This window comes from Nostoc sp. DedQUE04 (assembly GCF_034530995.1).
Taxonomy (GTDB): domain Bacteria; phylum Cyanobacteriota; class Cyanobacteriia; order Cyanobacteriales; family Nostocaceae; genus Nostoc.
In genome coordinates this window covers 1-21712 of the sequence record NZ_JAVRCA010000032.1, presented here as the reverse complement: position 1 = coordinate 21712, position 21712 = coordinate 1, and the positions used below count along the sequence as shown (strand labels likewise).

The window sequence follows — 21712 nt, the reverse complement described above, 5'->3', positions numbered from 1 at the left end:
GTTGGGAGTATGAACAATTACAACAATTAATTTTAAATACCCAATGATTGTATCATGAAAAACAAGCTTTATTAGAATTGAAAAAAGTGAAAATTATTGTTATACGAGGAGGTCGTAAACCAAAACTATCTATTAAAGAACAAATTATTTTAAAAGGCTTGACCTTAACTTCTCACGACGAATACATACTGCGTTGTCTTGTAGTTTAAAAATTTACTTTATAAATTGTCTCTTAATTAACGTAACCAATAATTAGTGATGAGCAGATGGGGTCATTAGCTTCATTTACTGTTACATTTCATACCTTAAAACCAAGTATGTCCTTTTGGGATTTAGCACGCGATGTGAAACAACAAATCGCTACGAATATCCAGCGCAACGATCTATTTAGTATGATACTAGCGTTTGGACTGGCAGTGGCAACGAAGGGGATGCTCTTAAATCAAGTACTGGCAAGTGTTGGAGTCACTAAGCTTGGTTTAGTTAACATTTCCGATCGCTATGGGGTATTTCAACTCGAAGAAATTAATGCTGTAGCTTCAGCATCGGTGTTTCCAGGTGTTTTTATGGTTGAGGCATTAAGGTTTCAGAAAAACATGTTTTTGAATTTTATATTTTCTGAGCCTTCACTCAGTTAGGAAACGATCGCGGCACTTGCAGACGATGCTATTGCCTACCTAGTTGATGCTTGTGCAGATTAGAGTTTTTGCCAGCGTAAATTTGTTTTTTTGGTAGTAACTAGTTGAGTTTCTCAGGAAGCAGCATCATATTCATCAACTATAAGTAGGCTTTGGTCAAGTCCAGTTTTTTTGAGTGTATCCAAGACCATTTCTTGCGGAGCAACTATGTAAATATTTGCATTAGCATCTATTGTTTGTTTAGCAAAAATGAGTACCCGCAGACCCGCACTGGCCATATATTCTAAGTCTTGCATCAACAACACGAGGTGTTTTGGATGCTCAACTGCTGCTTTCTCTACCTCTGTCTTGAAAATGGGTGCAGTCATTGCATCTAATTCTCCAGACAAAGTGATTTTAGCAACATCATTGCCGATCTCTAGTGTGACGCTCAAAGCCATAACTTTTTCCTCTATGCTTATTTATTTGAATCTATTCGTAAGATTTTAATGTCGGAGATAATTTATCAACAAGCAATTATACTTAAATATTGCTGAAAATTGGCGTTGTAAACATAATCTTTGAACAGGTGATGCCTACTTTGGGCTATGTTTACGCGTAAGGGACTTCCAACTCAAAAAAAATCCCATCGCTTTGTAGGCAGAGGGGCAGGGAGATATTAACAGTCTATACTTTGACGACGCCTTCAGGAGCTTGTTGGCGGATAGGCACTTGAATTATGAAATTAGTGCCTTGCCCAAGGCTAGAAAAACATAGCAATTTCCCACCATGCTTTTCCGTAATGATTTGGTAGCTGATTGCCATACCCATACCTGTTCCTTTGCCTACGGGTTTGGTAGTAAAAAATGGATCGAAGATCCGGTTTTGAACCGATTCTGGCATTCCTTGTGCATTATCAGCGATCGCAATTTCTATTGATTGTGAATCAACCACTGAAGTGCGGATAGTAATTTGACTGGGATTTTCTTGTATCTGTTGAGAGGTACGCTTGATGTCTGCTTCATCAAGGGCATCGATTGCATTTACCAAAATATTCATCAATACTTGATTGAGTTGACCAGGATAGCATTCTACTTGCGGCAAGTTGCCATAATCTTTAATAACTTCAATTGCTGAACGGTCTGGTTTATCTTTAAGGCGATGTTGCAGAATCAAGAGTGTACTTTCGATACCTTCATGAATATCAACTGTCTTAAATTCCGCTTCATCCATACGCGAAAAATTTCGCAGCGATAGCACAATATTACGAATTCTTTCAGTCCCCATTTTCATCGAAGACAGCATCTTTTGTAAATCTTCCACAAGAAATTCTAGATCGATTTTCTCTGCTAATGCTTGAATTTCTGGATCGTGACTAGAATGGCGTTCTTGGTAGAGATAAATCATCTGTAACAAGTTTTCAGTATATTCATCCAAGTAAGTAAGATTGCCGTGAATAAAGTTGACTGGGTTATTGATTTCATGGGCAATACCTGCTACCAGTTGACCCAGACTAGACATTTTTTCACTTTGAACTACTTGTGCTTGGGTACGTTGCAATTCACTCAAGGCTGTTTTCAGTTCAACAGTCCGTTGTTCGACTCGCGCTTCTAGTTCTGCATTACTATTTTCTAAAGCCACAAAGGATTCGCGCAATTGTCCTGCCATGTGATTAAAAGAGTGAGCAAGAGTGTTGAGTTCATTGATATTCCCTTCTTCGAGTGTCTGTTGTAAATCACCAAATGCTATTGCCTGGGTAGTCTGATTCAAGCGCAAGATAGGATGGGCAATCCAACGCGAGGTAAATATGCCAATCGTTGTTGCTACTATCAGCGCCCCAAAACACAGCAGGATACTAATTTGGGTGTTGGCATGGATTTGCGCCATGTAAGTTTTTTCCGGAATACCAACTACCACTAACCAGTCCAAACCATGTTGGTCTCGCCAAGGTACAATATGCACATAGAAATTTTCCCCTTGAACATTAACTTTCAGTTTTTGGGTATTGGTAATCGACTGGAAATTTGGAATGCGTTGCTGAAGCTGCTTGGCAATGTTTTGTACCGCCGGATTGGGGCTGTCGATCGCTTTCAGGCGTTTAATTTGGTTATTGACTACAGTAAAAGGCTTTTCTTGAGCAGAATTGGCAACCAACATACCATCACGCTCCATAATAAAAACTTGTCCAAAGTGGCTGACATTTAATTTTTGTAAAAATTCACTGAGTTTCAACAGGTGAATTTCAGCCCCGACAACACCAATCAGTTTTTTGCTGGCATCATAAATCGGACGACCTGCCGATGCCACAATATAGGGGGGATAAGCAGGATCGTAATAAGTATAAATGCGAACCCAGATAGGTTTTCCGGCTTTCACAGGTTCAGTATAGGCAAGTTCATTGACGGTATCCCAAGTACTGGTTGTCATCACTTTGGTTGGGTTGCCATGATTATCTGTTAAGTAAGTTTTCGTATTTTTCGGCAGACTTGGAGTTTTGATGGCGTTATCATCGATTGTCACTGTTTTGCCATCGTAGCGGCCGGCTCCAGTTCCTTCTCCAGTTGCTAGGTTCAAGCTGATAAAGGTTAGGTCATAGGCTTGCATTTCGTGCCAGAAATACTTACCAACCTTGAGGCGATCGCGCACATCCAGCAATCCCATATTAATTGCATCCGCATTTAACTGGATAACTTTATGGGGAATCGACAGGTAAGCATCCAAATGTTGATTTACTTCACCACTAGTTCGTTCCATCAACTGATCCGCCAGATCGTTCACCGCTTTCTCGCCATTTTTAAATGACACATATCCAACCAGTCCCACGATGCCAAAAACTTGCAATACGAAAGGAACGATCAGAACAAGGTGTAATGAAAATGCACGGACTTTGCTAGACGGATGTATCTTCATAAGTGGTAAATCTTGGTTCGCTCAAGTCTTGGCTTAACCTAGATTACCCATCACAAACTTCATACTATCAAATACCAGAAAAATCACTTAGTTGTATTTATACTATTTTTAAGATAATTTGTGCTTCATCTTCCCGAACTTTATCCTCAATCAAGCTCATTCCTTGCTTCTGTGAACAAGATAAATACATCTTTGTCCTGCTATTTGGGATATTTAATGTGATTTACTAAATATCAATACTTAGTAATTAAGTTTACTTTAATAATGCCATTTGAAAAATGTTTCAGTAGCTAAACATTACTTAAATAATCTTAATGAAGTATTAATGTTTATAATGATTTAATATTTGTAGAAATAAAAATTCAAGGTTTTTGAATTCCAAAAACCAAATCTGGCAATCAAGAATGCCAAAAACTTCATAAATTAACTGTTTGCAATTTCAGACCTGATATCGGTATTCAGAAATCTTTGGTAATCAACCAAGCTAACTGAGTATCAATTTTGTCTTAGCTGTATTCAGAAATACTTGGCGATCGGGCTAGTGAAATGCGTATTAATTTTACGTATCAATTTTGCTTGGTTTTGATATTGCCGCTAGTATCACCTTTTTTATATTCACACCAACTTTTGAGACAAATCGACCGACACTACTTCAACTCTTGAAAGGACTAAAATTGTGAACACATTCGATTGCCTAACTCAGCAGCTAAATCAACTGCTCGCTCAGGATTACCTGGCATTTAGTATTACAAAAAATCCTGTTGCACAAATGCTGAGTCAAGCAAGCTTTGCTCAGATTGCTTATATCATGCAGCAATATTCGATTTTTCCAAAGGAGTTGGTGGGTTTCACAGAATTAGCAAGACAGAAAGCGCTGGTAGCAGAATGGGACATTGTAGCCCAAGAACTCAAAGAAAACATTGCTGAAGAGATGGGTAAAAGTACACAAGGAATTTCTCATTACACGCTTTTAGCTGAAGGGTTAGAACAAGGACTGAATGTTCCTGTGAAGAACGCAACGCCATCGATCGCAACATCCAAATTGTTAAGAACTGTGCAATCGATATTTGAGCAACAACTACCTAATGTGCTGGGAGCAACCTATGCGATCGAGGCAACCTCAATTCCAGAATTAACTCTGATCGTGCAACTTGTAGAGTGGTTGCTGGAAGGAGCAATGCCCAAAGATTTGCAATATTTCTTTAGCAAACATTTAGATGAGTGGGAAATTGAACATGAAGCGGGCTTGAGAACATCTCTGGCAGCATATATCCAACCCGAACAATTTGGAGAGTTTGCAGCAGGGTTTCGGGCAACGATCGATGCGATGGAAGCTTGGTGGCAGGAATTAGCACAAGAGGCAATCTCATCTGGGGTTGTTCTGACTACAGCGATCGCTCAACACCACTGATTAAATAGAACTTAACACTATGAATATCTTCACGCATTCATCATTTGTAGATGAAACTCCTAATAGTAATAAACCAAAATTTGGACTACCTGGTGATTACTACTTTAGCGAGCAAATTTTTGCTTACGAGCAGCAAACTATCTGGCGTAACACCTGGCAGTTTGTAGGACGTGAATCCGATCTACCTAATCCTGGGGATTATCTCACTTGCCAAGTTGGCGATCAGCCCATGTTCGTGATTCGAGATAATAATGGTGAATTGCAAGCAATGCACAATGTTTGTCCGCATCGCGGAGCGCTGATGTTACAAGGGCAGGGTCATTGTCAACGGGTGCGTTGTCCGTATCATGGTTGGAACTTCAATTATGAAGGCAATCTTAAAGGTTTACCTCGCGCTGAGTGTTTTCCCAATTTAGATAAGTCGGCTGTCTATCTAGCTAAGGGACGAGTAGAGACATGGGGCGGCTTTATCTTTATTTGCTCAGAAGCAGAAGGCGAATCGTTAGTCAGTTATTTAGCCGGATTCTCAGCCTATTTAGAGCAATATCAGCACTCTTGGCAGGAACTTCAGCAGGTCGATCGTTGGTTTTATGAAGAGCCAGCCAATTGGAAATTTCCCATTGAAAATTATCTAGAGTGTTATCACTTGTCAGTTGTTCATGCCCAAAGCTTAAAGTGTTTCGATCCGAAGAATATTATTTACACTTCAACTGGGCGACACTATCAGATATTTGTTCCTTTTACAGATGATGAATTTGTCAAAGATCACCCCGCTTTTTCAGGAGAACCAAGTGGACAATCGTATCAGGGCTTCATCTTTCCTAATATGATGGTGAATACTGCAAGAGACAAAGTTTCAGTTTTTCGGCTGACTCCTTTATCTCCCACAAGAACTAAGTTTGAGGTTTTCATTTATCAAACAAAAGCACAGATTGAAGCATTTCCTTATAAGCAGGATGAATTTAGACCGGAATTTGAGCGGGTGTTAAATGAAGACTTTGGGGTGGTGCGATCGCTACAAGCAAGCGTTCATTCTAAAGCTTATGGTGTACTTCAGTTTGCAGATATTGAATATGGAATTTCTCACTTCCATCAAGTTTTGTCGAAGTACTAATTTGTCATCAATAGTCATCTTCTTTAAAGGCAGAATCCAATACCCAATATAATGAGTTCTGAATCTCCCAGTCCCAAAATTTATCTTCTTGTCCGTACAATCTTAGCCCCTACGGCGATCCATAAAGGCTTAGATGCGCGATCGCTACAATCCATTGAAGTAATTTTGCTGAAAAACGGGAAGACTATGGTTAATCCCAAATGGGGAAATTTCTATAAAAATCCTGAACAGCAAAATGCTCAAAAAATCTCTACTTAACTGTTTAATTTTGCCTTTTTCTCTAGTGCCCTGGCTCTGTGTGGGAACGCTTTTTGATTCCCAAGCCAATGCTTTACCAGGACAAAGTACAGAAGAGGTAGGCACTTGGATTAAAGCACATCCGACACTCCGCCCCAGGAGAGGGGAGCAATTATTTGTGCAAAAGACTGATACTGCTGCCCAACGATTCACTTTTCAAGCGTCGGTATTGCCTCCTGGTAGGGTGGAGTTTTCCAAAGACCGGGGCACAATTCGGACTGAGCGCATTACTATGTATGATGCTATTAACGGCATGACATTTGCGCGTCTCCAAGAATCCTTGCGGGTGATTTATGGCTTGGAGATTTATCAAGATTACGATCGCGCCCAAGTTGTGTATCAATATCCCAACCAGAAGGTAGTTAATTCCGCACGTCTGGCTAAAACTCCGATTCGGGAAGCCTTAAAGGGAGAATTACGAGTAGGCGATCGCTATGTATATTGGGTGGAAGTTGCCCAACCCAAGAATGGCAAAGCTTTTACCGGTCAAATGACCGTTTTGCTCAAAACTGATTTAGGCAAGTTAGAAAATGAACTGCAAATTCGTTAGTGGGCGACAAGAGGAGGCAGGAGGCAGGAGGTAGCAGGCAGAAGTTCTTTAATTTTGAATTTTGAATTTTGAATTTTGAATTGATTTCTCCCTCATCTCTTCCCCAACTCCATAGTCGCTAAGGTTTGCCATATACCCGAAAAGATACTTTCAGCTGCTAAGGAAATTCGTAGTAAATCTTCTTTGAGTAGTGGTGGCCAATCAACCCCGGCTTTACGCCCTGCACCAAATAGTTGTTGCGCCTTAATGCTTAACTGATAAAGGGCTAAAGCCAGTTCTCGGTCTACGTTCTTTGCATCTTTGAGGGCTTCAAACACCACTTTCAATGCCAACAAAATCGAAGTGATCTGACCGGGTACCGGCGGTTTGCCCTGTTTCATACGCGTTAACAGCGCATCTGGGTTTTCCTCGGTTGTGATTGTCTGATCTATGAGGAGTTTCCTAGCTGTTTCGTAATTCATGTAGTCAGTTTAGCGTACATTTTGCTTCAGCAGTAATACTTAATTAAAAAGTAATAAAACGGCTTTCTAGTTATTTATAGCAATCTCCGATGATTTGTGAAATGATAGGCGTGGGGAAAATGATGAGGAATTGGCCATGCTCTAGGTTAACCAGATAGACTGAATATAATATCTTTGAAAAATACATCTGACTAGGAATCAAAAGTAAAATGATCTCATCGAATTTACTAGAAATTGAGCGCTCTATCCTTGCCTTGTCTGTAGAAGAACAACTTTGGTTGTTAGAAAGTATTGTTCGACAAATCCGAGAAAGGGAATATGTAAAAGATAATTTTAATGATGCTAAAAATCTAGATGAACAACTGCAATTAACCGCTACCCTGCCAAATATTCAAACACAAATTGCTACTATAAATGATGAGTTTGCAATTTCTGAAATCCTCTAATGATATGTAGGAAAAAATATTATGAAATTGCCAGGCCTAAAAAATTAAATATACAAGTTATTAGTGAGCGATCGCAAAAAAATTGCTGAGTGCGATCCCAGTCTCGAAATTAATCATTTACATCGCACTCAGCAGTTTTATTCAGTAATGAAAACAAGTTTTTGCGTAATCTAGATTGCCAACCTGTTTTCGTTTACACGGAGATGTGGCGATTGCAAAATCAAATTATTAACCAAAATCCCCATAGTTAAAATTATGGAGATGTCCCTATTTAATTTTAATTTTGTTTCATTTGTCTTTACGATTAAACCCTATTATGGTATGTAACTGTGGGAAATACGCTCTGATAATGTTGCTGATTATCAGTCAATAGGGATAATCTCGCAAAAGCAAATTTTAACGGTGCTTATTACATTGTTTAAAGTTATGTAGCCTTTTGATTACGGCCTATCAACCACTGCGGTAGACTATGCGTTGATTATGATTCTTTCGCAGAAAAGAACACTCGAAAGGAGCCGTTTTTTCAATGTCTCATACCGTAAAAATCTACGATACCTGCATTGGCTGCACCCAATGCGTCCGCGCTTGCCCTACTGATGTACTTGAGATGGTTCCTTGGGATGGCTGTAAAGCTGCTCAAATTGCCTCTTCACCCCGTACAGAAGACTGCGTGGGCTGTAAGCGCTGCGAAACTGCTTGTCCCACCGACTTTTTGAGCATCCGGGTTTACCTGGGCGCTGAAACAACTCGCAGTATGGGTCTAGCTTACTAAAAAGCTGAGTGCTGAGTGCCCAGTGCTGAGTGCTGAGACAAAAAGAAGTAAATCAGAAACACAATTTCTTGATTCTTCACTCGGAACCCAGAACTCGGAACTCAGCACTCAAGACTTTTAATTGTCTCAATAGCAAGCACCTTTACGATCGTAGAGTGGACACTGCCCGCCTTACGAAATCGCAATTTTAGATTGGGGATATAATCTCTGGGTATCTAAATCCTAGAAGTTGTATTTGTACCGTCAGGTCAAAAGCTGACGGCGAATCCGCTGTAAAAAAACCTAAAATCCATAACAATACCTAGTAGTCTGCCAACCTAAAAATGTTAGGTGGAGGTTGGGTAAAGGTTAAAGGGACTCATGGTAAGGGATAAAAAACCTTTTCCCTTGCCCCTTATCCCCAGAGGGGACCCCACCTTCCCCCTTACCCTTTTCCCCGCTTGCGTTGCCAAGGCGAACTACTAGTGGTAGGGGAGTAAATCACTCCCTTTTTCTTTGCAAAACGTCCACTTTATGCTACCTACTATACTGGATTTAATCATCCTGAAAAAAAGTGGCGTGAAGAATGTGCGGAATTGTTGGATATATAGGCACTCAAGCAGCGACAGACATTTTACTAGCTGGACTGGAGAAACTAGAGTACAGGGGCTACGATTCGGCTGGAATCGCCACTGTTTGGGAAGGTGAGGTAAATTGTGTGCGGGCAAAGGGTAAACTCCATAACCTGCGTTCTAAACTGGAACAAATAGAAACCCCTGCCCAAATTGGTATTGGTCATACACGCTGGGCAACTCATGGCAAACCAGAAGAGTATAATGCCCATCCCCATTTGGATACAGCAAAGCGAGTGGCAGTGGTGCAAAATGGCATTATCGAAAACTACCGCGAGTTACGCGAGGAACTCAAAGCAAAAGGACACGAATTTCGTTCTGAAACTGATACCGAAGTCATTCCCCATCTAATAGCCGAGCTTTTAAAGAATCTTCCCCCTTCATCTCCCTTCATCGACGCAGTTCGCCAAGCCGTTAACCATTTGCGCGGGGCGTTTGCACTTGCAGTTATTTCTGCTGATTTCCCCGATGAATTGATTGTTGTTCGCCAACAAGCACCTTTAGTAATTGGTTTTGGTCAAGGGGAGTTATTTTGTGCCTCTGACACACCTGCGATCGTTTCTTACACCCGTGCAGTACTACCTCTGGAAAATGGCGAAATTGCCCGCCTCACACCTTTGGGCGTTGAGATTTACAATTTTGCTGGCGACAGGTTGAAAAAACAACCCCGGCTGCTCAACTTCAATCCGGCAATGGTAGAAAAGCAGGGATTCAAACATTTCATGCTCAAAGAAATTCATGAGCAACCAGGAGTAGTAAGAGCGAGTTTAGACGCATACTTTAATCCAGCCGAATCTACCGAATCGCCAATCAATCTTGGTTTACCTGAAGATTTATATACCGATTTAGAACAAATTCAGATCGTCGCCTGTGGTACCAGTTGGCACGCAGCATTAATTGGAAAATATTTAATTGAACAATTAGCAGGAATTTCAACTCAGGTGCATTACGCTTCTGAGTATCGCTATGCACCATCACCCGTGACGGCTAACACCTTGATCGTTGGCGTTACCCAATCAGGTGAAACAGCCGATACCCTAGCAGCTTTGACGATGGAAAAAGAACGTCGCCAAGGGAAAGAACCCAAATATCAAGCGCGACTACTGGGCATTACCAATCGTCCTGAAAGCAGCCTTGGTCATCTAGTACCTCATGTCATCAGTACCCTAGCGGGAATTGAAATTGGGGTGGCGGCGACAAAAACTTTTACTGCTCAACTGATGGCGTTTTATGCTTTGGCATTGGATTTAGCAGCTCGTCGTCAGACAGTTTCAAAAGATACACTAGATCAAATTATTAATGGGTTGCGACAGATTCCCAAAGAAATTGAAGCGACTTTGGCAAATCAGGAAAGTTTAACTGAACAGCTAGCCCATGAATTTGCTGAAACTCAAGATTTCATTTTTGTGGGTAGAGGAATTAACTTTCCCATTGCTTTGGAAGGGGCATTGAAATTAAAAGAAATCAGTTATATTCATGCTGAAGGGTATCCGGCTGGAGAGATGAAACATGGCCCGATCGCACTTTTAGATGCGAAAGTACCAGTAGTTGCGATCGCAATCCCTGGGAGTGTTTATGAAAAAGTTATTTCTAATGCCCAAGAAGCCAAAGCCAGAGATTCTCGCTTAATTGGCGTGACTCCCATCAACGATGGCGAAGCTGGGGAAATTTTTAACGATTTACTCCCTGTTTCTTATGTGGAAGAATTACTTTCTCCCCTCCTTACAGTTGTACCTTTGCAACTATTGGCTTATCACATTGCTGCCCGTCGCGGTTTAGATGTTGACCAGCCAAGAAACCTGGCTAAAAGTGTTACCGTAGAGTAATATTTTTTACAAAATTTTATCCATGTGTGGAGGAATAATTCGGTTGAACAATTAATAATTCGGCTAAACAATTAATAATTCGGTTAAACAATAACCCTTTACAGAGTACGCTTGTATTAAGAAGATATGCGATCGCTCTCAGGGGTTATTTTTATGGTTAGAGGCAGAGGAGAATGGACACAAGCCAAATTTGAGCGCTATAGAAAAGAAGGTCGTGGGCGGGGGAGTGGTAAAGACTATAAGCCCTGGATTACAATCCAAGATTTTCCCTCGAAAGGTCGCTCGTCTAGGACTCCTGGCTGGAAAAGCAACCGAGTACATCATTTCTTGTCAGACCAAGAAAAACGATTATTTTATTTATTTGAGTGGTCAGATGTCGTCACAGATACAAGAGAGCAATTCCCTCTAGACGACCTTGACCTAGCGATGAGTATTGCTACGGAGATGGGTATAAAGTATCCTGTAGACCTACAAAGTGGTACTCCTTATGTCTTAACAACTGATTTCATGCTTACAGTAAATCAGAATGGAAAGCAGGTTCAGATTGCCCGAACAGTTAAGCAATCAACAGAGCTAGAGAAAAAGCGAGTAATTGAAAAATTGGAATTAGAGAGGCGGTACTACTTAGCAAAAAGCATAGACTGGGGAATTGTTACAGAAAATGAAATTCCAAGGCTATTAGCGGAAAATGTTGAGTGGATTCATTCTGCCTATAAATTAGAAGCAAATTCTGAGATGGATATTGCTCAATTACATGAGCTAGCAACTATTTTAAAATGCAGGCTTCAGGAACATGATACAGCAATAAATAGAGTAACTACTGCTCTAGATAAAGAAATGAATATCAAGTCTGGTACATCACTTTATATTTTTAAGCATTTAATTGCCGTAAAAAAAATCATTATAGATATGTTGGAGACTAAAATATCTGCTTGTCCTTCCAGCAAAGTTATCGAAAAAATTATATTTTGAAAAATTACTTGGTAAGTAAGATGCATGAAAATTTATTTATCAATGACCTTATCGAGTGGGAATCAGATGGAAATAATCAACTGATTGAAAGAATTATTTGGATCGACGAAGGTTATATTATTGCCTTTGTTCTTGATGTTAATTCTAAAAAAGGTTTGCCAGAACCGAAGAAAGTATCTGAAATTTTAGAAGCTATGTCTGAAGGTCTTGCATTTAAGCAGAAACAAGACCCTTGGGCAAGAATAATTCGTGAGGAAAATTTAACATATAGAGATAAAGAGTATAGAGATAAAGCTTGGGAAATAATTTCATCTTTAGTTGTCCAGGAACCTTCAATATATTATAGGAATATTCGAGGTTCTCTGGTAAGGCAAGTTATTAAAAGCTATAACGAAGGAAGAGAAAAAGATAAATTAGTAGAAAGAACTGTTTATGGATACATGAGACGATTTTGGCAAAGGGGAAAAACAAAAAATGCTTTGATTCCTGATTTTATCAATTCATCAGGTAAGGGTAAAATTAGAGGAGATTCCAATAAAAAGAGAGGAAGACCTAAAAAATATTCATACGACCCAGAAATTGGTGAAGGGGTCAATGTCACGGAAGAGGATAGGAGAATTTTTAGAATAGCTATTAGCAAATTTTACAATAATCCAAAGGAAAACTATTTTACAACTGCCTACGAGTCGATGGTAAAGGAGTTTTATAAAGAAGGAATCAGATATGACGAGAATGGTGTTAGAAAATCTATTTTAACTCCGACTGAGAAAATACCTACAATTACCCAATTCAAATACTGGTATCAAATTGAGCAATATGATGTAACAAAAACTTTGACATCTCGAATAGGAGCGAAGAAATTTGCTCTAGAAAATAGAGCTATTTTGGGAACTTCTAAAATGGAAACTATTGGCCCCGGTTCTCGATATCAAATTGATGCTACAGTCGGAGATGTATATTTAGTTTCTAAATACAATCGTAACTGGATAATTGGTAGACCAGTTATATACGTAATTATTGATGTTTTTAGTCGAATGATAACAGGTTTTTATGTCGGTTTAGAGGGACCGTCTTGGATAGGAGCGATGATGGCTTTAACTAATGTAGCCGCAGATAAAGTCATGCTTTGTCAGGAATATAACATTGATATTGCTGAAGAACAATGGTCTTGTAATCAAATGCCAGATGCAATTCTAGGAGACAGGGGAGAATTGGCAGGAATGGCTGTAGAGCCATTAATCCCTAATCTTTATGTTCGTATCGAAAATGCAGCTTCCTACCGAGCAGATTGGAAGGGTTTAGTCGAAAGGCACTTTCGTATAATTCATGAGTATGTAAAGCCTTTCTTACCTGGTTATGTGGATACAGATTTTAGACAAAGAGGCGCAAGAGATTATCGACTGGATAGTAAACTCGATATAGACCAATTTGCTGAAATTATTATTCGTTTAATTATTTTCCACAATAATAAACCTCTTAATGAATATGAGAGGGATGAAGCGATGATTGCTGATGATGTACCTCCTATCCCTAGAGAGTTATGGAAGTGGGGTATCGCTAATCGCTCTGGTAGACTTAGAAGCTTTTCTGAAGATATTGTCAAATTAAATCTAATGCCAACTGAAAAAGCCACCATCACTGCTAAAGGCATTAAACTCAGAGGCAAGGATATGTACTATAGCTTTGCTCAAGCAGAGAAGGAACAATGGTTTGAAAAAGCTAGAAGCAATATGCTCTCTAAATCAGAGAAATCGTTAATAGTTTCCTATGATATTAGGAACCCTAATTTTATTTACCTCCCATTAGAGGATGGTAGAAATTTTGAAAAGTGTTTTCTTATTGACCCAGAAGGTAGATATATTAACAAAAACTTTTATGATATTGAGTATATGCTTGCTTACGAAGAATTACAACAGCAGAAAACTCAAGGTAAAACACTACAAGAAAAAGTTGATTTAATAGCAGATATAGAACATATAGTTAGTAAAGCTGAAAACATGACAGAGGCGGCTCAGGATGAACCATTAAGTAAGAGCAAAAAAGTTGCTGGTATTAGAGAAAATAGGGCTTTTGAAAAGGCTAAACGACGTGAAAATGAGGGATTTGAGCTAGCAAAAACAGAAACTCCAACTAGTACAGAAGCTGTAGAGACGAACAATGAAAGCTTAAAACCACCCAAATCGTTGCGACCTAATCATCTTGATATTCTTAAGCAGAAACGACTGGAGCGTAAACGTGGACGGAAAGAATGAGTGTGAATGGGTTGAAATTCCAAATGGTGATTGGGCTGCTATTGCTAAATATAGTGACCATAAGTTAGCTGAATATAATATTAATCCCTTAGTTCAGGCATTACCTCCTATCCTTTCAAGAGATGAGTTTGTTGAAAAAGTGACAGAAGTGCCTGATTATGATTCTGTAGAGACGGAGCTAGAGCCACAGTATAGATTTCATTGCATTGAACGATTATCGAGATATTTTGATCCACAGAATAAGACAATCGAGCTACAGAAGGTAATTGCTGTGTTAATTATGCAAGGCTATATAGCTCGAAATATTTTGAAGCCAGAATATACACGTAGGTCAAGGCAAATCTATGATGCTATAAAAGATGGCGGCGGTAAAACATTGGAAAATTATGTTTATGTTCCTACCTCTGCATCAGGGCTGACACTGATTGGCCCATCAGGAATGGGCAAGTCAACTAATCTGCTGAATATTTTGTCTTTATACCCGCAGGTCATTCTTCATCCAGAATATACTACTTTCCAAATTGTTTGGCTGAAAGTTGATTGTCCCCGCTCTTTGAAAGGTTTATGTACGGATATTTTTCTTGCTGTTGACAGGCTTCTTGGAACTAGCTACTTCAAGAAATTTGGTTCTAGAGGTAATTCAGAAGACTATATGTTAGCTCAAGTTGCCCAAATTGCTCATACCCATCACTTAGGAGTTTTGGTTATAGATGAAATGCAAAATTTGGTGAACGCAAGAAGGAATAGAGATGATTTATTAAATTTTTTAGTCAAAATGGATAACACTATCGGAGTTCCAGTAATTCGAGTGGGAACAAACGAGGCTTTTCCAATTTTACAAGGTAATTTTCGGAATGCTAGAAGAGGAACAGGGCAAGGAAGTGTTATTTGGGAGAGAATGCTTCAAGATGATGACTGGGATTTCTTCCTCACGGGAATATGGGAGTATCAGTGGACAAAAACTCCTGTTGATTTTTCTGATGAAATTAACGAAGCTTTCTACTACGAGTGTCAAGGAATTATTGATATTGCTATCAAGCTCTATAAAATGATTCAATGGAGGGCAATTTCGCTCGGAGGTGATGAGAAAATTACTGTTGACTTAATTCACCAATCAGCGAAAGACGGACTATATTTAGTCAAACCAATGCTGGATGCTATAAGGTCAGGAGATCAGGATTGGATGATTAAATACAAAGATATTGCTCCCATTGATGCTATAGAATACAAAAACAAGTGTTTGTCTGAGCTTGAATCTAGGGACTTAGAAGAATTTCGTAGATTAGCACGTAAGCAGCAAAACAGGGGAAATCAATCAGTAAAGCTACGTCATATTATTGTTGAACTTGTGAAGTTAGATGTAGAGCCTTCTGTAGCTAAAGAGTGTGCTGAAAAAGTTCTTGCAATTAATGAAGATAATGCAGATATTCCTTCGTTAGTAAAAGAAGCATATATTTATGCTTTGCAAGGCGAGCCAGTTAAGAAAGGCACTGCAAAGACGAACATACGCAAAACAAAGCCAAAATATCAGAGTAATGATATTCGCCAAATTGTCGAGAATGCCAAAAATAAAAAAATTCCTGCTTATCAAGACTTAAAAGCAGCAGATATAATTAAAAACCCACTTCAAGACTTTATCAATATTGAGTAGGCTTATGCTCAGTTTTTTTCCACAACTTTATCCTGATGAGCTTTTGTATAGTGGTTTAGCTCGATACCATATCAGGAGTGGTAACACAAGTTTCAGGCAAACAGAAATAGAGCTATTTGGATATTATTCTCAACAAATATGTAGAGTTATTTTACCTAGTAACTTAAATTATCTAGTTAATAACTTACCCTTGCGTTCAAAGCAGACTGTAGAAAATATAATTCAAAATCATAGTTTATACCCTTTTTATACGGCTTTTCTAATTCCACAGGAAGCTTGGGTAGTAAGAGAGTCAATGAAGAAAAAACTAAATGGCTCTATCTTAGAGATGGCTAAAGTAGCTTTTAATTCTACCGATAGAGCAAAAAAGTTTCTCAAGTTTTGTCCTATATGTATGGAAGAAGATACGCAAAAATTTGGAGAAGGTTACTGGCATCGGTTTCACCAAATTCCTGGTGTAATGGTTTGCTCTGTTCATAATTCAGCTCTATATGATAGCTCAGTTATTGTCGAAACGCGAAACACACACTATCATGCTGCAAGTCCAGATAATTGTATTCTCAATACGAACACAAGAAATTATACAGAAGGAACTTTACAAAACTTAATAGTGTTAGCCAGGGAAGTTGAGTGGCTAATTAGTAATAATATGGATTTTAAAGGTTTAGCTTGGCTTCGCAGCCAATATAAGCATTATTTAGTTAATAAAAAATTAATCACACTTTTTCCAGGTAGTAAATTTATATTTAAAGAGAAAGATTTTTCAAAATCTATCTTTAACTTTTATGGACAAGACTTTTTTGAAACTATTAATCAAAATTGTATTAAAAATCCCGATAAATATTTTTCTAATTGCCTGCTAGCCTGTGATATAAACCCAGTCATTGACCGAATCATACATATTCTAATTATAAATTTTCTAGCTAACTCTCTAGAAAATTTTTTTAGGTAGATATTAGTTGGCAGTTTTATAGTTAAAACCATTTTTATTACAAAATATTATTATTGTTAATTTCGCTTAATAAAAACTTATATATAAAACTATCGGGTATTCTAAGGAAATAAGAATGAGTAGCCTAAGATTTTGTGTGTTTGGTTCAACAGGATATGGTGAAAGAGATGAGTAGCTATTTTAGCTTACCTACCCAAACCCCCATAACAGAAACTTTAACCCAAACCTACCCAAAAGAAACTTTAACGCCTAAGTTACCCTGGATTGAATTACGTTTTAGCATCATTGGTCAGACTATACCTGTGGATCACGGTTATGGGTTGTATTCTGCGATCGCTCATTTTCAATCCCAAGTTCACGACATGGATAATACATTGGGTATTCACACTATTGCAGGTATTCCCAGCGAGGATGGTCAGGTTTATCTGACTGATAATTCCAGGCTTCAGATTCGCCTACCTGTGGACAAAATCAGTCTAATCTATCCGTTAGCAGGGAAGTCGCTGAAAATTGGTAAGCATACAATTCGCTTGGGGATTCCTGAAATTTATTTGCTTGAGCCAGCTGAGAGATTGCGATCGCGTATAGTGATTATCCAGGGTTATCAAGAACCAGAGTCGTTTTTAGCAGCAGCACAGCGTCAGTTAGAACAACTGGGTATCCAGGGGAAAGCCTTTATTACCAAAAATACTGATGGTAGCCCAAAACGTAGAAGTATCAAAATTAAACGCTTTACTATTGTAGGTTTTGGGTTAGAAATCATTAATCTCAACGATGAAGATTCGCTAACATTGCTGAGATATGGCATTGGGGGAAAACGTAAGATGGGCTGTGGCGTTTTTGTGCCTGTGAAGAGAAAGAGAAACGCAAGTTAAAGCTGCTTTTAACTACTACCCAATATAAGTTTGAGAGTATTTCCCAGAAATAAATAAGATGTCCGTAGTAGCTAGTGTTGTCAACCCCAAAATTCAGTTAAATTTGGGCGATCCAAGCATAACTTGGATACATCGTGCTGGCATAGCAGGGCTGTGGATGACGCTCAAGCAACTAGAAAAACTATACCCAATACCTGCGGAACGACCTGGTAATTTAACTTGGTTGCTGACTCCTCGCAGTATTAGCCTTGAATGGCAAGGGCAGGATTTCGTAGTTTTAGACTGGCTGCTAAAGCAATCTTTTCAGATTAATGGAGAAGGTTTAATTTCGCTGACAGGCTTAAATACGCATTTAATCAATATTGAAACCCAAATTAATATTCACTTGGGAATAACAGGAACGTTTCTCCAACATAACCAGGTTTTTAAATTTGACGGCGGTAAATCCTGGTCATTAATAGTTGATGGTATAGAAATCGATGTCGAGTATAAGAAAGCAGTTTCCTATGCTCATCAACATTTTGCTAAACAACTCTGTGATAAACAAGGTCAATTATTAGGACAATCAATTGGTGTAGCAGGGTGGCTATATCCAGGATCTGTAGTTCGTCATGTCGCTTTTACAAAAGAAACTAGGTTTGAAGAGAAACCACAATTGGCTTTTGCTCTTTTATATGCTCTTGTTGCTTGCCACTATTTTATTTTGAGATCGCATACGAAACTGGAACATACACAATATGCCTTAGTTATACCTGAAGTGGTTGACTTAGAAATTTATGCCCAGGAATACTGGAATTTGGGAAACTTAGATTACAAGGATTTCCATGTATCTAGCTTAGGAGATGCTGCATTAAGATTCCTTACTTGCGAAACAATTATAGAACTGGCTATACCCAATCAAGTCAAACGATGCCAAGTAATATTATTTGGAACGGTAGTTTGGTCAAAGCAGCAAAAAACTCGCATAGAAATAGCAGTGGTAGAAGCAACTGAAATAATAGATTTTATCTATAAGCTTAGTCGTATTTATTTTCCAAAGTACCAAATTATTAAATATAAAAATAAAAATATTATCATTAGCGATGTGTTTACGGGAACAATTGCCGATAACTTAGTAAAAGGCTTTCCTTGGTGGGCTAATTTATATACAATCTTTAAAAATAAAAGTTTATTTAAATTTATTACTACTGATGGAGTTTATAAAATGGTTCAAAACGCTGAATGGAATCTAGAAAGTCAAAAACTCTTTATTAAAGCTTGTCATGAGGCATTGAAGAAAATATACGCTAAAGTTTATGGACGAACAAATGAAGGTCAATATGCTCAAATTGAGCGTGAGAATATACGTATTTTATCGCAACTAGGACGTTGTACAAATGCTGAAAATTTTCGGAAATTTATTGCGGAGTTCTGGGGAAGAGCAGGTCAGCTTTCCATTTTAGAAAAACACTGGGAAGAATTACTGCCATTAACTTCTGGCATAATGGATTGGAAAGTTGCCAGAGATTTAACTTTTATTGCTCTTGCTAGTTATCCAAAAAGCAATATGGTTGAGAAACAAATATTGGAAATCTCTGATTCTAATAGTGAATAATTACACATTTTTTGCTTAATAAAACACAAAACATGAATTTAATAGGCAATTTTAAATGTTTCATTTATTCGGCAATATTTTGACTAGCTATGGAACCGCAGCTAATAATCGTGGGGAAAATGAAGGTAATATAACTCCCTTACAAAAATTGAATTGGAAAGGTGAAGTTCATACTACAGTTTCATCTGAGGCGATTCGTTGGGCATTACGGTACTACTGGCAAAATGTTGGCTATCCGGTGAATCGACGTTGGGATGAGAACGCTCAACCAGTAGCAGATTATATTTTGCAAGACCCCAACTTTGATGATATTCGCTTTATTGATGATGATATTTTGGGATTTATGCAGGCTGAAGCAGCAAAAGTGGAAGCGTCAGATGAGTCTGGAGGCGATGCCGAGGAAGCATCTCAAGATGAGAACAAAAAAAGTTCTAAAGGTAAGGATAAGCAAACTTCTCCACGTAAGGGAAAGCAAAAGCCTAAAGGAAAAATAACTGCTAGACGAGGTGTATTAGAAGTTACTCGTGCAGTATCAATGATACCCTTTATGGGAAACATTACCTTTAATGCTGTTAGTGGAGTAAAAGGACGAAATTCTCTTTATGCCACAGAGATTCATGCTACTCGTTATCAATATGGTTTTGCATTAACACCCGATAGCCTCAAAGATAAATCTCGCATCCATGCTGTTCTAGATGGTTTGATTTCGATTGGTGAAGTGGCGGGAAATCATGCCCGTTTTTTGTATGATTTCTCCCCTGAAAGTATTGTACTGCGGTGGACACATGATTTTTCCCCTCGTTTTCTATATTGCTTTGAGCAAGACGAACTGGGAAATATGTCAGTATCCAACTTAGTGCGACAGGTAGAGGTAGGAGATATTGATCCCAAAGAATTATGGATTGGAGGCTTAATTTCTCAGGGTTTAGAAGATTTGGGAGCAAATGTGTTTCCTGGAGTGAAGTCGGCGGTCAAAGCATTAAAACAGGTCATTGCTGAAGATTTGCAGTTGTCATCGGGGAGCGATTAACATGATGACAATTGCTTTGAAAGTTGAAGTACCTATTGCTTGCTTTCGTCAATCCCGTGCTAGAGAATACGCTGAAACGTATCCAGTACCTCCACCTTCTACGGTGTACGGGATGTTGCTTTCTCTGATTGGTGAGATAGATCGTTATAAACATTGTGGAACTCAATTAGCGATCGCGCTCTTGTCCAAACCAGAAAAATCTATTGTAATTCGGACTTTTCGCAGGTTTAAAACGAAAGATATCCACGACCCTAAGAATACTAAACCTGATTACCAAGAGTTACTAACGAACGTTGAGTTTGTAGTTTGGGTGAAAACAGACAAAGCAAAGCCTACTTTACCAGAACTTTTGCAGCAGGCATTTGCGAACCCAGCTTCTATTAATCGATTTGGTGGACTGTGTTTAGGTGAAAGTCGGGATCTAGTCAATACTGTTACCCTTTTACCTGAGAAGTATCATGGTGAGTCTTTGTGGTGGTTAGTTACAGATGAAGATGGTTCGCTAACCTTACCCTACTGGGTTGACCATGTTGGGTCTAAGAGAACACGCTGGCAGTGTTATGAGCTTCAAGAGTCCCAAATATGGCAACCACCGGATTTATCGTGGACTACAATTCAAACTAGTTGAAAAATGAGGATATTTAGATTTTGACAAGCATACCTGCTTGTTGAGCCGACATAAAGAGATAAAAAGTCGGTATTCTCTACTGAATCAGCAATTCAGCGTTTTCATTATGATTAAGGATGCTTGCAATTCCTCAGAAAGTTCCAACAATAAGCCTTCTGGGTGTTGTTAAGCTAGCCTAGCCCATTAAATTTTGCAAATTTAGTGCCTCCTAATGACAGGTGCTTGTAAGATTATCTAGAAGACTTGATGGATTAAGATGTTTAGCCATCGCTGTTCTTTAACATTAGATGTCGTCAGACGTTGAGCAGTATGCGCTCTTTACGTACACAAATACCAAAAATCTGTTCTTTAACATTAGATGTCGTCAGACGTTGAGCAGTTGTCAAAAAGATAAATGTTGAAGGAACGCTGTTTCGTTCTTTAACATTAGATGTCGTCAGACGTTGAGCAGTCATATTCTGGTTGAGCCAAGCAGATTATCGAAACGTTCTTTAACATTAGATGTCGTCAGACGTTGAGCAGAAACGTGTTGATGCCGTCATCAACACCGCCGTCACGTTCTTTAACATTAGTTAGATGTCGTCAGACGTTGAGCAGTCGGGAGCTTTGAGTGCTGGGGAATGCCCAAACTGAGTTCTTTAACATTTAGATGTCGTCAGACGTTGAACAATGGGATATGGGGTAAGCGGAACGGGAGCATCCACTTTTGGAAGATATACAAATTCTGGGAGAATATAACAACA

Annotated in this window: 20 protein-coding genes; 16 read left to right on the top strand and 4 right to left on the bottom strand. The window is 38.8% G+C overall.

Going from position 1 to position 21712, the window contains the following annotated elements; translation table 11 throughout:
* The first annotated feature begins 317 nt into the window (after positions 1-317).
* Positions 318-638 carry a hypothetical protein gene (locus RM049_RS21230; RefSeq protein ID WP_322705570.1) on the top strand — a complete coding sequence of 107 codons (321 nt, stop codon included), beginning with the start codon at positions 318-320 and terminating at the stop codon, positions 636-638.
* Positions 639-751: 113 nt separating this feature from the next.
* On the opposite strand, the gene RM049_RS21225 is transcribed toward RM049_RS21230, so the two are convergent.
* Complete coding sequence (locus RM049_RS21225) at positions 752-1078, bottom strand: anti-sigma factor antagonist (RefSeq protein WP_322684360.1); 327 nt, start codon at positions 1076-1078, stop codon at positions 752-754.
* 226 nt (positions 1079-1304) lie between these two features.
* Entirely contained in the window at positions 1305-3527 is a 2223-nt protein-coding gene (locus RM049_RS21220; RefSeq protein WP_322705569.1) for a sensor histidine kinase, read from the bottom strand.
* Between the two features lie 676 nt (positions 3528-4203).
* Here RM049_RS21220 and RM049_RS21215 point away from each other — a divergent pair.
* From RM049_RS21215 to RM049_RS21200, 4 genes are read left to right on the top strand one after another with little or no spacing between them, the layout of a single operon-like run.
* On the top strand, positions 4204-4938 hold the full coding sequence (locus tag RM049_RS21215) for a DUF3865 domain-containing protein (RefSeq protein ID WP_322705568.1): 735 nt from the start codon (positions 4204-4206) through the stop codon (positions 4936-4938).
* A gap of 19 nt (positions 4939-4957) precedes the next feature.
* Entirely contained in the window at positions 4958-6052 is a 1095-nt protein-coding gene (locus RM049_RS21210; RefSeq protein ID WP_322705567.1) for an aromatic ring-hydroxylating dioxygenase subunit alpha, read from the top strand.
* Between the two features lie 51 nt (positions 6053-6103).
* Complete coding sequence (locus tag RM049_RS21205) at positions 6104-6310, top strand: hypothetical protein (RefSeq protein ID WP_322672789.1); 207 nt, start codon at positions 6104-6106, stop codon at positions 6308-6310.
* Positions 6288-6899 (top strand): hypothetical protein, encoded by a 612-nt coding sequence (locus tag RM049_RS21200; RefSeq protein ID WP_322684356.1) that lies wholly within the window; start codon positions 6288-6290, stop codon positions 6897-6899. Before RM049_RS21205 ends, RM049_RS21200 begins: the two co-directional genes overlap by 23 nt.
* A gap of 92 nt (positions 6900-6991) precedes the next feature.
* Here the strand turns inward: RM049_RS21200 and RM049_RS21195 are convergent, their stop codons facing one another.
* Positions 6992-7360, bottom strand: coding sequence for a Dethiobiotin synthetase (locus RM049_RS21195; protein ID WP_322672787.1), 369 nt, complete (start codon positions 7358-7360; stop codon positions 6992-6994).
* A 209-nt stretch (positions 7361-7569) separates the two neighbouring features.
* Here RM049_RS21195 and RM049_RS21190 point away from each other — a divergent pair, with 209 nt between their 5' ends.
* The 11 genes from RM049_RS21190 (at position 7570) to cas5 (ending at position 20969) form a co-directional block, all read left to right on the top strand.
* Entirely contained in the window at positions 7570-7806 is a 237-nt protein-coding gene (locus RM049_RS21190) for a hypothetical protein (protein ID WP_322705566.1), read from the top strand.
* Between the two features lie 526 nt (positions 7807-8332).
* Complete coding sequence (psaC, locus tag RM049_RS21185) at positions 8333-8578, top strand: photosystem I iron-sulfur center protein PsaC (RefSeq protein ID WP_012411495.1); 246 nt, start codon at positions 8333-8335, stop codon at positions 8576-8578.
* A gap of 565 nt (positions 8579-9143) precedes the next feature.
* Positions 9144-11015: a glutamine--fructose-6-phosphate transaminase (isomerizing) gene (glmS, locus tag RM049_RS21180; protein WP_322705565.1), complete on the top strand. Its 1872-nt coding sequence runs from the start codon at positions 9144-9146 to the stop codon at positions 11013-11015.
* Positions 11016-11342: 327 nt separating this feature from the next.
* The gene (locus RM049_RS21175) at positions 11343-11987 is read left to right on the top strand and encodes a TnsA endonuclease C-terminal domain-containing protein (RefSeq protein WP_322684354.1); all 645 of its coding nucleotides are present in this window, start codon (positions 11343-11345) and stop codon (positions 11985-11987) included.
* A gap of 20 nt (positions 11988-12007) precedes the next feature.
* Entirely contained in the window at positions 12008-14239 is a 2232-nt protein-coding gene (locus RM049_RS21170; RefSeq protein ID WP_322705564.1) for a DDE-type integrase/transposase/recombinase, read from the top strand.
* A complete protein-coding gene (locus RM049_RS21165) occupies positions 14223-15890 on the top strand; it encodes an ATP-binding protein (RefSeq protein ID WP_322705563.1) in 1668 nt (555 codons plus the stop codon). Before RM049_RS21170 ends, RM049_RS21165 begins: the two co-directional genes overlap by 17 nt.
* 4 nt (positions 15891-15894) lie before the next feature.
* The gene (locus RM049_RS21160; protein ID WP_322705562.1) at positions 15895-16842 is read left to right on the top strand and encodes a TnsD family Tn7-like transposition protein; all 948 of its coding nucleotides are present in this window, start codon (positions 15895-15897) and stop codon (positions 16840-16842) included.
* Between the two features lie 167 nt (positions 16843-17009).
* Complete coding sequence (cas6, locus tag RM049_RS21155) at positions 17010-17717, top strand: type I-MYXAN CRISPR-associated protein Cas6/Cmx6 (RefSeq protein ID WP_322705561.1); 708 nt, start codon at positions 17010-17012, stop codon at positions 17715-17717.
* Between the two features lie 103 nt (positions 17718-17820).
* A complete protein-coding gene (gene cas8a1 / locus RM049_RS21150; protein WP_322705560.1) occupies positions 17821-19311 on the top strand; it encodes a type I-MYXAN CRISPR-associated Cas8a1/Cmx1 in 1491 nt (496 codons plus the stop codon).
* Between the two features lie 55 nt (positions 19312-19366).
* A complete protein-coding gene (locus RM049_RS21145) occupies positions 19367-20341 on the top strand; it encodes a DevR family CRISPR-associated autoregulator (protein ID WP_322705559.1) in 975 nt (324 codons plus the stop codon).
* Between the two features lies 1 nt (position 20342).
* On the top strand, positions 20343-20969 hold the full coding sequence (gene cas5 / locus RM049_RS21140) for a type I-MYXAN CRISPR-associated protein Cas5/Cmx5/DevS (protein ID WP_322705558.1): 627 nt from the start codon (positions 20343-20345) through the stop codon (positions 20967-20969).
* 293 nt (positions 20970-21262) lie between these two features.
* Here cas5 and RM049_RS39355 read toward each other — a convergent pair whose 3' ends face one another.
* Positions 21263-21424 carry a hypothetical protein gene (locus RM049_RS39355; RefSeq protein ID WP_416211953.1) on the bottom strand — a complete coding sequence of 54 codons (162 nt, stop codon included), beginning with the start codon at positions 21422-21424 and terminating at the stop codon, positions 21263-21265.
* Positions 21425-21712 lie beyond the last annotated feature (288 nt).